We start from the raw sequence: 2,986 nt of genomic DNA, 5'->3' as shown, positions 1-2,986 counted from the left end.
AGGTCGGGGAGTTCGCCCACCTGCACCCGGAGTACGACGGCTCGCTCCACCTCGCCCTGCCCGCACCGCTCGCGGCCGATCTGGTCGTGCGCGGTTGGGGCACACCGCACCCCTGGGCAGGGATGAGGCTGGCTCCGGGCTTCGTGATGCTCTTCGGAGCGCGGACCGCCGACGAGCTCGAAACCGTGGTGGGCATCGTCACCACCGCGCACGCGCTCGCCACGCCCACTACGTCCTGAGCGACGCCGCCGGTCGCGCCGGGAGGAGCGCGTCTGGCGGCGAAGATCCCGGCAGCCACGGCATACGAGGAGGCGAGCTCCCGGGGCCCGCCACAACCCCGTGACTCGGGAAGGTGCGACCACCTGGTCGACCTACCTTCCCGCTGGTGAGTGGATCGAGGTGTGGTCCAGCGAGAGCCACGACGGCGGCCGGGTCGTCACCACCGGCCCCATCCCCAACCACACTCGGCTCACCGTGCCTGTCCTGACAGAGGCGAGGGTCCCCGGCGTGGTGCGCGGATCGTCGTCACCCGGGGCGGGAGGCTGCCAGTTCTGTCAGTCGGCGTTCGAGGAAGCGGCGTTCGGCGCCCTCGTCGGTGAGTTCCATGGCACGTCGATAGGCCGCGCGCGCCTCGTCGGTCCTTCCGAGGCGCCGCAGGAGCTCCGCTCTCGTCGAGTGCAGGTAGCGGAAGTCGGGCAGGGCGAGCCCGTCGACGATACGCAGCCCGGCCTCTGGGCCTTCGGTCTCGGCGATGGCGATGGCGATGGCGCGGTTCAACTCCACGACGGGCGAGCCGGTCAGGCGGCCCAGCTCGCCGTATAGCTCGGCGATCTGCGCCCAGTCGCACGGCAGCTCGGCGTGCAACGACGCGATGGCGGCCTGCAGGAGATACGGCCCGCGGCCCCCCAGCGCCAGCCCGCGCTCGAGCTCGGCGCGCCCGGCTGCGATCTGCGTCGAGTTCCACCGTGATCGGTCCTGATCGCTCAGCAACACCAGCTCGCCGCCGCGAAACCGGGCCTCGTGGCGAGAGTCATGCAAGAGCATCATCGCCAGCAGCCCGTGAACCTCGGCGTCGTCGGGCAGCAGGTCGGTGAGCGCGCGCGCCAGCCAGATGGCCTCTGCCGCGAGCTCACGGCGGCCGCCGTAGCCCTCGTTGAAGATCAGGTAGACGACGGCGAGAACGGCGTCGAGGCGTTTGCGGAGCAGGTGAGCCGGTGGTACCCGAAACGGGATCTTCGCTGCCTTGATCTTGCGCTTGGCGCGCACCAGCCGTTGCGCCATCGTGCGTTCCGGCACGAGGAAGGCGCGGGCAATCTCGCCGGTGGTCAGCCCGCCCAGAGCGCGCAGGGTGAGCGCCACCTGTGCGTCGATGGCGAGCGCCGGGTGACAGCAGGTGAAGAGGAGCTCCAGGCGCTCGTCAGGGAACCTCGTGGTGTTCATCGGCGCCTCGACACGATGGTCAGCAACGAGCAGGTCGAGCTTGGCGGCAAGGGTCCGGTCGCGGCGGATGCGGTCCGTGGCTCGGTTCCGAGCAGTCGTGATCAACCAGGCGCGCGGGTTGGTCGGTACGCCGTCGCGTGGCCATCGGTCGGCGGCCGTCGCAAAGGCTTCCTGTGCGGCTTCCTCGGCAAGGTCAAAGTCACCGAGGAAGCCGATCAGGGTGGCAAGCACGCGGCCCCATTCCTCGCGGAAGGCCTGCTCGAGCGTCGCTACCAATACACCTCGGAGGGTCGGATCTCAACGGCACCACCGTAACGCGCTGCCGGGACTCGGGCCGCAACTTCGATCGCCGCGTCGAGGTCCTCGGCCTCGAGGATGAACAAGCCGCCCACGGCTTCTTTCATGCCGACGAAGGGTCCGTCGGTTGTCAGGGTCTTGCCACCCTCGACTCGGACCGTCGTCGCGTTCTGCGGGAGTCCCATCGGCGGCATTGTCGTGACGCCGGGCGTCTCGTTGATCCGCTGGTAGTCGGCCTGAACCTGCCGCTGCTCCTCCTCGGACAGCGCGGCCTGCCGCTCGAGCGCGTCGCCTTGGTAGATCACCATGACGTACTTCATGAGCTCCTCCTCGTGGTTTCGGGTGGTTGCGACGTAAGACGAACGGCGTGCCTCGAAAACGACAGCTCGACGCCAAGATCGTGGCACGAGTGGCCATCATCGGAATCGAACGGCTCTCAAACGGCGACCTCTCGGGCGCGCGGCATACGCAGCAGATCGCCGACGGGGAGTGCGTTCGCCGGTCGACCGCAACGGCCCTGACCCGGTCCGGGTTGCACTCGCGCAGTCATGTGGAGGTCGCGCCGACCGGCATACGGGCCGGCAGTCAGAACCAGCGGCGCACCCGGCGCTTGTAGTCGTCGTACGGAGCACCGAACCGCTCGTGCAGGAACCGCTCCTCGGGGCGAATCGCCCCCCAGAGGACGAGCAGCACCGCGGCCGGGAAGAGTACGAGTCCCCAGATGGTGGGCGTCAGCAAGGCCAGCCCGAGGTAGAGCGCGAGCAGGCCGACGTACAAGGGGTTACGGGAGTGGCGGTATGGCCCCTCCTCGATGATGGCGTGTGTCGCCTGCCCGGGAAGCAGCCCGGTCTCGTGCCGGTGGAACAGCCACAGCGACCAGCCGTTGCAGCCGACGAAGAACAGCACCAGCGCCCAGCCGAGCGGGACCCGCCATCCGCCGAGGTCGAGCGGGTCACCCCAGAGCAGCGTGGCCATCCAGCCAAGGAGCAGAGGCGCGCCGATCGCGACCGGCGGCCACAGCCGGAACGAGACGGTGTCGTCCGAACCCTGCCCCATGCCCTCATTGTCGCGTTGGGGTGGCGGCGCCGGTCAGGATGGCAGCGCCGACGACACCGACACGGACGCCGTCGACCGTGCGGGTGACGTTCATGGACGGGCCGGCCTTCGGCGGCCGGTGCCAGGGTGGGTCAGCGGTGATGAGGACCCTGGCGAGCGTGCCGTCGGCGAAGAGGGCGAACGCCTCGTTGGC

General features: G+C 69.5%; 4 protein-coding genes and 2 pseudogenes. 2 read left to right on the top strand and 4 right to left on the bottom strand.

Going from position 1 to position 2,986, the window contains the following annotated elements; translation table 11 throughout:
• Positions 1 to 239 (top strand): annotated as a pseudogene (locus tag VFJ94_RS06320) (phospholipase); the annotation flags it as partial.
• A 100-nt stretch (positions 240 to 339) separates the two neighbouring features.
• Positions 340 to 444 (top strand): annotated as a pseudogene (locus VFJ94_RS16540) (hypothetical protein); the annotation flags it as partial.
• An 81-nt stretch (positions 445 to 525) separates the two neighbouring features.
• Here the strand turns inward: VFJ94_RS16540 and VFJ94_RS06315 are convergent.
• The 4 genes from VFJ94_RS06315 to VFJ94_RS06300 all read right to left on the bottom strand — a co-directional run.
• A complete protein-coding gene (locus VFJ94_RS06315) occupies positions 526 to 1,716 on the bottom strand; it encodes an RNA polymerase sigma factor (RefSeq protein ID WP_325003349.1) in 1,191 nt (396 codons plus the stop codon).
• Positions 1,710 to 2,057: a YciI family protein gene (locus VFJ94_RS06310; RefSeq protein ID WP_325003348.1), complete on the bottom strand. Its 348-nt coding sequence runs from the start codon at positions 2,055 to 2,057 to the stop codon at positions 1,710 to 1,712. The genes VFJ94_RS06315 and VFJ94_RS06310 overlap by 7 nt, the downstream gene beginning before the upstream one ends.
• Positions 2,058 to 2,322: 265 nt before the next feature.
• Positions 2,323 to 2,793 (bottom strand): isoprenylcysteine carboxylmethyltransferase family protein, encoded by a 471-nt coding sequence (locus tag VFJ94_RS06305; RefSeq protein WP_325003347.1) that lies wholly within the window; start codon positions 2,791 to 2,793, stop codon positions 2,323 to 2,325.
• A 4-nt stretch (positions 2,794 to 2,797) separates the two neighbouring features.
• The coding region (locus VFJ94_RS06300) for a hypothetical protein (protein WP_325003346.1) at positions 2,798 to 2,986 on the bottom strand (189 nt) is incomplete at its 5' end.

The organism is Intrasporangium sp., assembly GCF_035688975.1.
Taxonomy (GTDB): Bacteria; Actinomycetota; Actinomycetes; order Actinomycetales; family Dermatophilaceae; genus CALMNV01.
The sequence above is the reverse complement of the archived record's forward strand: the minus strand, read 5'-3'. Positions and strand labels throughout refer to the sequence as shown.

Coding starts and splice junctions, on each gene's coding strand:
- VFJ94_RS06310 (WP_325003348.1), bottom strand. CDS start 2,057: ATGAAGTACGTCATGGTGATCTACCAAGGCGACGCGCTCGAGCGGCAG.
- VFJ94_RS06305 (WP_325003347.1), bottom strand. CDS start 2,793: ATGGGGCAGGGTTCGGACGACACCGTCTCGTTCCGGCTGTGGCCGCCG.